The organism is Sphingobium quisquiliarum P25, from assembly GCF_000445065.1.
Taxonomy (GTDB): Bacteria; Pseudomonadota; Alphaproteobacteria; order Sphingomonadales; family Sphingomonadaceae; genus Sphingobium; species Sphingobium quisquiliarum.
The window spans coordinates 1-6,641 of sequence record NZ_ATHO01000016.1 but is presented as its reverse complement, the minus strand read 5'-3'; the positions used below and the strand labels follow the sequence as shown (position 1 = coordinate 6,641).

Below are 6,641 nucleotides of genomic sequence, written 5' to 3'. Positions count from 1 at the left end.
GCCCGCTTCGTCCGCCCCGCCGCCAGCGCCGGTGGAATGGCAGTATCGCGCCACCACGCCGGGAAACTGGAGCTATCGCACGGACCCGGCGGGATCGTCCGCGACCTTCTCAGCCGCGTCCGCCGCGCCGCTCGTGGTCCTGCGCTGCGACAGGGCGGGGCGGCGGATCAGCCTGACGCGTGCCGGAGGCGGTCAAGGCGCGATGGTCATACGCACCAGCTATGGCGCGGTGAGCTGGCCTGCAAGCGCTTCGCCAGCGGGCATGGTCGCGACGCGGGCTGCTGCCGACGCGACGCTGGATCAGATCGCCTACAGCCGGGGCCGCTTCGCGCTGGAGGTGGCGGGGGGCGACATGCTGATCTTGCCGGTGTGGGCCGAGGTCAGCCGCGTGATAGAGGATTGCCGGGGCTGAACGGCGGACGCCAGACCGTACATCTGGTGCCCGTTCGAGCCGCGAAACGCCATATCAAGCGTTTTGGCGGACGCGAAAGTATGATTCGAAAAAAGAATTTTACAAGTCTTGATCGTGCATCCCGTCTGATTCACAGTCCGGTTCGTGGCCAGGTGAAAGGTCGTTTTGAGCCGGGTCGCGCGGGCTTAAACAAGCGAAAGGAGGTGATCCGATGTCTCATGGTTCAGCAGTGAGGTCGGTCAAGTCCCTTCGGGAAACGCGCCGCTGAGCGACGCCATCTGCGTCGATTTTCGATAGAGCTGTCATTCGGGTCGCACCGGCCGTCCGCCGGACACCGCCGCTCAATCGAAAATAGCGCGACAAACGTTTCCCTGGGCGGCGCTTCCGGCCGCTGACCATGTCAATGAAGGGCCGTCGGGATGATCTGTCCCGGCGGCCCCTCTCATGTCCGCGGTGTCAGGAGGCCGGGCGCCTCAGCGCTCCACCCCCTTCGCCTTTCCCCAGGTGCGCGCAGCCGTGTAGCCGAGATAACCCGTGCCGAACAAAGCGTAGAGCGGTTCGGGCAGCGCGTTGAAATAGGCCTGGGTCGCCGCGATGATCGCTTGCGCCACGTCAGGCCTGACGCCGCCGATCAGGCCCAGCGGCACGGACCAAAGAAGCAGCCCGTACATGACGTAGAGAAAGGCAGGCCGCGCGCGCAACGTCCAGACATCCCGCGCGGGCCGCCGTCTTTTGATGACCGCCATGGCTTCCCTCCCTTAACCGATCCGGTTGGCGAACCAGCCATAGAGGAAGGCTTCGTTGGCCGGGCGCAGTTCCGCCAGCGACAGATAACGCTCGCCCTGGAGGATATCGACGGCCTTGAGCAGCACCGCCTCGCCGCCCTTTTTTCCGCGCAAGGCGAGGAAGGCGCGCAACGCGGCGAGCGTCCTGGCGCCGATCCGCCGGTCGACCTTCAAATCGGGATAATCCTGCTGGTTCCGGTTGAAGGCGTTCAGCGCCCGTTGCAGGAAGCCGGTGGCGGTGCCGGGCCCCATATTCACTGCCGTATCCAGCAGTTCGGCGGCAAGGCGCGGCGCCATTTCCGCGACGAAGGCATAGCCGGGGCGCTCCCAATAAACCCTGCGGTAAATGGTTTCGGCCACGGTCCGCGGCATCACCTTCATGTCCCCGGCATAGCCGTTCGCCCGCGCCACCGCCTGGGTGATCCCGAAGCGCGTCGGGCCGCCAAGATCGGCGGGATGGTTGCTGTAGCCGCCTTCCCGCGCGATCACTTCATCTATCAGTGCCGAAATGTCCATCGATCCGCCTTCCCTGTTGTTGAAGGCGAATCAGTTATCCCATTTGGTTCGTTGTAGGACAGCGGAAAAATGCGCGTCCTTTGAGGCGGGTGAATGGCTTGGGAAATCAGAGGGGAGGGAGAAGCCGCAAGCGCTTCTCCGGCATGATTTGGTCGGGACGAGAGGATTCGAACCTCCGACCCCCACACCCCCAGTGTGATGCGCTACCAGGCTGCGCTACGTCCCGACCGGAGGGGCGGCACATAGAAGCATGTCGAACAACATGCAAGACATTAGGCGCAGGCTTTTTACCGTACGGCGCAATCCCTAATCATGTTGCCTCCAAAGCTGCATCTGTGTTAGCCGCGCGCCCTTGATCCGCAGGCACTTTCCCGTCTGCGGCTGGACAAGAGAATAAGGCGAAAGTCCCACTCATGCTCATTACTCCGGCCTTTGCTCAGACTGCGGGCGAACCATCGTCCGGCGCATCCATGCTGGTGCAGCTGGCCCCGCTGGTCCTCATCTTCGTCGTCTTCTACTTCCTGCTGATCCGTCCGCAGCAGAAGCGGATGAAGGACCACAAGGCCAAGATTGACGCGGTGAAGAAGGGCGATCAGGTCGTGACCGGCGGCGGCCTCGTCGGCAAGGTGGTGCGCGTGGACGACATCTATTGCGACGTCGAACTCGCGCCGGGGATGAAGGTCAAGGCGGTCAAGGCGACGCTGACCGACGTCGTCGATCCCGCGGCTGCCAAGCCTGCGAACGACTGAACACCAGATGCTGAACTTCTCGCGCTGGGCCGTTGCCGGGATATTGCTGCCCTTGCTGATCGGCGTGCTGTGCGCCATCCCCAGCTTCCTGCCCGACAATGTGGTGAGCAGGCTGCCCCAGCCGCTGCAAACGCGCGTCAATCTGGGGCTCGACCTGTCGGGCGGCAGCCACCTGCTGCTCGAAGCGTCGACCCAGGACGTGGCGAAGCAGCGCCTCGCCAATATGGAGGAGCAGGTCCGCACCGAACTGCGCAGGGGCGGAGAGCGCATCGCGATCGGCGACATTTCCAGCCGTGGCGGCAAGCTCAGCTTCATGGTCCGCAACCCCGCGCAGGTGGACGCCGCCGTCGAGCGCATCCGCCCGCTGACGCAGGGCGCGGGGCTCACCGGCCAGCGCGACTTCAATGTGGAGGTGGTGAACAGCTCCACCATCGTCGTCACCCCGACCAGCGCGGGCATCGACAATGCGGTCAAGAGCGCGATGGAGGTCGCCACGGAGGTCATCCGCAAGCGCATCGACGAGATGGGCACGCGCGAACCGACGATCCAGCAGCAGGGCGGCAACCGCATCGTCGTCCAGGTGCCGGGGCTTCAGGACCCCAAGGCGCTCAAGGACCTTCTCGGCCAGACCGCCAAGCTGGAATTCAAGCTGGTCGACACGACCGCCAATCCGGCCGAAGCCGCGCAGGGCCGCGCGCCGGTGGGCAGCGAGGTGCTGCCCTATCCCGACAATCCGTCCGGCATTCCGGCCATCGCGGTGAAGCGGCAGGTCATGGTGTCGGGCGAGGACCTGACCGACGCGACGCAGGGATATGACCAGAACAACCAGCCGATCGTCAACATCCGCTTCAACGGATCGGGCGGACGCAAGTTCGGCCAGGTGACGTCGCAGAATGTCAATCGCCCCTTCGCCATCATCCTGGATGGCAAGGTGCTGTCTGCCCCCAATATCAACGAGCCGATCCTGGGCGGGTCCGCCCAGATCAGCGGCAATTTCACCGTGGAGAGCGCCAACCAGCTCGCCATCGCGCTGCGGTCGGGCAAGCTGCCGGTCGCGCTGACGGTGGTGGAGGAGCGCACTGTCGGGCCGCAGCTTGGCGCGGATTCGATCCGTGCGGGGCTTGTCGCCTCCATCATCGCGGTGGTCGCGGTCGCCGCCTTCATGTTCGTCAGCTACGGCCGTTTCGGCATGTATGCGAACCTGGCCGTCGCGATCAACGTGCTGGTCATCCTGGGCGTGATGGGCATATTGGGCGCGACGCTGACACTGCCGGGCATCGCCGGGTTCGTGCTGACCATCGGCACGGCGGTCGACGCCAACGTGCTCATCTACGAGCGTATTCGCGAGGAGCGGCGGCGCGGGCGCGGCGTCGTGCAGGCCATCCAGTTCGGATACAAGGAAGCCAGCCGCACCATCTTCGAAGCGAACGTCACCCATGCGATCGCTGGCGGCATCATGCTGGCGCTGGGCTCCGGCCCGGTCAAGGGCTTCGCGATCGTGCTGCTGATCGGCATCGCGACCAGCGTGTTCACCGCCGTCACCTTCACCCGCCTGCTCGTGGCGCGCTGGCTTCGCACCCATCGCCCGACGGAGATCCACATATGACAGGGGCGTCCGCCGCATGTCCGTTCGCCCTGTGCGCGCCGAAGGGCGCGGCTGAACCGCGGGCGAAGCCGCTTCGCCGCGCCCGGCGCGGGGTTCCGGCTTCCCTAGGCCCGAAGGGGTCAGGACCGATCGGCATGCCATCCTGGCGGCCTGCAAATGGCGGTTCTTCGCGCTTCCGGTGCTCGCATACCTTGAATACGCTGCGCGCCGGGACGCGAAAAACCACGATTTTCTGCTCGCCATCTCCTGAATGTCGATCGGTCCTAGGCTAATATCATGAAACTTCTGAAGCTCGTCCCCGACAATACGAATATCGGCTTCGTCAAGCTGCGGCACTGGGCCTTTGCCCTGACGGCGCTGCTGACGGTGCTGGCGGTCGGCGCAACCGCCTATCGCGGCCTGAACCTGGGCGTCGATTTCGTCGGCGGCCTCATGATCGAGGCCAGGTTCCAGCAGCCAGCGCAACTCGACCGGGTGCGGACCACGATCGACCGGCTGGGCGTGGGCGATGGCTCGCTCCAGCAGTTCGGCGACCCCCGGACGGTGCAGATTCGCCTACCCTTGCCCGAAGAGGGCGGCGCGGGCGCTGCCAACGCCATCGTGGAAAAGGCGCGCAGGGCGATGACGGCGGAATTTCCCGGCGTCACCTTTTCCCGCTACGACACCGTGTCGGGCAAGGTGTCGGGCGAGCTGATCCAGAATGGCGTGCTGGCCGTGATGCTGGCGGTGATCGGCATCGCGGTCTTTTCCTGGTTCCGGTATGAATGGCAGTTCGGCGTGTCCACCTTCGTCGCGATCATGCACGACGTGCTGATGACGCTGGGATTCTTCGCCGTCACCCAGCTGGAGTTCGACCTCAATATCGTCGCCGCCGTCCTGACGATCGTGGGCTATTCGATCAATGACAAGATGGTGATCGACGACCGCATCCGTGAAAATATGCGCAAGTACCGCAAGATGGACATGAAGTCGCTGATCGACCTGTCCGTCAACGAGACGCTGCCGCGCACCGTCATGACATCGGTCACGATCATGCTGGCGCTCGGCGCGCTGCTGCTGTTCGGCGGCCATGTGCTGCGCGGCTTTACCGCCGCGATGATGCTGGGCATCGTCGTTGGCACCTATTCGTCGGTCTATGTGTCCTCGTCGCTGCTCATCACCCTGGGATTGAAGCCGCAGATCGAGGGCAAGGGCAGCAAGTCCGGCCTCGCCGCCCAGGCGGAGCGGATGGGGCCGCGCGATGACGGGGCAAGGCCCTGAACGGCAAGCGCAGCGGGATCGAACTGCGCCGGGACGAAACCGGGCAGGGGCCGATCGTCACCGGCTTTTCCGGGCGCGGTTTCCGCGTCAGGGATGACGTCTTTCCGGCGGGCCTGCTGCTCAACCCTAACGGCGCCTGGGCATGGGATGACGCGCCGCTTGTCGAGGGGCTGACGATGGCGGCGCTCGGCACCGTGCTGGAGATGCAGCCACGGCCCGAATTCCTGCTGCTCGGCACCGGCGCGCGTCTGGCGCAACCGCCCCGGCCGTTCGTCCGCGAACTGGAAGCGATGGACATCGGCATCGAAGCGATGGACAGCCGCGCCGCCGCGCGCGCCTGGGGCGTGTTGCGGGCGGAGGAACGTTGGATCGCCGCCGCCCTGATGCCGCTTTGAAGCGCGCCGCCGTGCCGCTTCCCCGTCTGTGGCGCGGCATGCCATTGCTTTTCCGGCCCTGTCTTGCGCTTTGCCGCGCATCCGCATAGTCTTGGGACCAAGTTCCGCACCCCATCGGTGTCGGCGAAGATAGAAAAGAGATACGGCCATGGTGCAGCACAGCCGCCCATTGCCGCAGAGTTCCGGTCCCGCCGGAGGTGTTTCGGGCCAAAGCGCCCGGTCCGGCCAGGGTAATGGGAGCAAGGCTGCGGCCATCACTCCCCCGTCGAAGCAGCGGGGCCTCTCGCCTCATCCGGCGCGCGGCAGGCGCTCTTATGCGGCGATCGACCTTGGGACGAACAATTGCCGCCTGCTGATCGCCAAGCCGTCGTCGGACGGGTTCATAGTCGTCGATGCCTTTTCGCGGATCGTCCGCCTGGGCGAGGGGCTGGCCGCTACCGGCCGGATCAGCGACTCAGCCATTGAGCGCGCCATTTCAGCGCTGGCGGTATGCGCGGACAAGCTGCGCCGCCGCCATGTCACGCTGGCCCGGTCGGTCGCGACCGAAGCCTGCCGCCGGGCGTCCAACGGCGCGGATTTCATCCAGCGGGTCTATCGGGAAACCGGCATAGCGCTCGACATCATCAGCGCGCAGGAGGAAGCGCGGCTGGCGGTCATGGGATGCCATGTGCTGCTGGAGCCGGGGGACGGCCCGGCGCTGATCTTCGACATTGGCGGCGGATCGACCGAACTGGTGCTGGTCGACGCCAATTGTTCGGGCGTGCCGCATATCGTCGATTGGGTGAGCGCGCCCTGGGGCGTGGTTTCCCTCACCGAAAGCGAGATGTTCGACCATGCCGACCCGGCCGAGCGGTTGAACGCCTATGCGCGGATGCGCGCCCGCGTCGCCGACGCCTTCGCGCCGCTCGCCCGCCGCCT

Annotated in this window: 8 protein-coding genes and 1 tRNA gene; 6 read left to right on the top strand and 3 right to left on the bottom strand. The window is 65.5% G+C overall.

All coding sequences use genetic code 11. The features are described 5' to 3' along the window. On the top strand, positions 1–412 hold a 412-nt coding region (locus L288_RS43400; protein ID WP_021236813.1), incomplete at its 5' end, for a hypothetical protein. Positions 413–885: 473 nt separating this feature from the next. Here L288_RS43400 and L288_RS24710 read toward each other — a convergent pair. The 3 genes from L288_RS24710 to L288_RS24700 all read right to left on the bottom strand — a co-directional run bounded on the left by L288_RS24710 (position 886) and on the right by L288_RS24700 (position 1,939). Next, complete coding sequence (locus L288_RS24710; RefSeq protein ID WP_021236812.1) at positions 886–1,158, bottom strand: 3TM-type holin; 273 nt, start codon at positions 1,156–1,158, stop codon at positions 886–888. Positions 1,159–1,170: 12 nt separating this feature from the next. After that, positions 1,171–1,713 (bottom strand): glycoside hydrolase family 108 protein, encoded by a 543-nt coding sequence (locus L288_RS24705; RefSeq protein ID WP_021236811.1) that lies wholly within the window; start codon positions 1,711–1,713, stop codon positions 1,171–1,173. A 149-nt stretch (positions 1,714–1,862) separates the two neighbouring features. Continuing rightward, positions 1,863–1,939: transfer RNA gene (locus L288_RS24700), tRNA-Pro, on the bottom strand. A gap of 187 nt (positions 1,940–2,126) precedes the next feature. On the opposite strand from L288_RS24700, the gene yajC reads away from it, so the two are divergent. The 5 genes from yajC to L288_RS24680 form a co-directional block, all read left to right on the top strand. Beyond that, positions 2,127–2,462: a preprotein translocase subunit YajC gene (gene yajC, locus L288_RS24695; protein ID WP_021236810.1), complete on the top strand. Its 336-nt coding sequence runs from the start codon at positions 2,127–2,129 to the stop codon at positions 2,460–2,462. 7 nt (positions 2,463–2,469) lie between these two features. Beyond that, complete coding sequence (gene secD, locus L288_RS24690; RefSeq protein ID WP_021236809.1) at positions 2,470–4,068, top strand: protein translocase subunit SecD; 1,599 nt, start codon at positions 2,470–2,472, stop codon at positions 4,066–4,068. 276 nt (positions 4,069–4,344) lie between these two features. Then, on the top strand, positions 4,345–5,328 hold the full coding sequence (secF, locus tag L288_RS24685) for a protein translocase subunit SecF (protein WP_021236808.1): 984 nt from the start codon (positions 4,345–4,347) through the stop codon (positions 5,326–5,328). A 53-nt stretch (positions 5,329–5,381) separates the two neighbouring features. After that, positions 5,382–5,723 carry an Mth938-like domain-containing protein gene (locus L288_RS0121185; RefSeq protein WP_051209603.1) on the top strand — a complete coding sequence of 114 codons (342 nt, stop codon included), beginning with the start codon at positions 5,382–5,384 and terminating at the stop codon, positions 5,721–5,723. 148 nt (positions 5,724–5,871) lie between these two features. Then, on the top strand, positions 5,872–6,641 hold a 770-nt coding region (locus L288_RS24680; protein ID WP_021236806.1), incomplete at its 3' end, for a Ppx/GppA phosphatase family protein.

Excerpts from the sequence above, each read along its gene's own strand:
- secD (WP_021236809.1), top strand. The coding sequence starts at position 2,470 with ATGCTGAACTTCTCGCGCTGGGCCGTTGCCGGGATATTGCTGCCCTTG.
- secF (WP_021236808.1), top strand. The coding sequence starts at position 4,345 with ATGAAACTTCTGAAGCTCGTCCCCGACAATACGAATATCGGCTTCGTC.
- L288_RS24710 (WP_021236812.1), bottom strand. The coding sequence starts at position 1,158 with ATGGCGGTCATCAAAAGACGGCGGCCCGCGCGGGATGTCTGGACGTTG.
- yajC (WP_021236810.1), top strand. The coding sequence starts at position 2,127 with ATGCTCATTACTCCGGCCTTTGCTCAGACTGCGGGCGAACCATCGTCC.
- L288_RS24705 (WP_021236811.1), bottom strand. The coding sequence starts at position 1,713 with ATGGACATTTCGGCACTGATAGATGAAGTGATCGCGCGGGAAGGCGGC.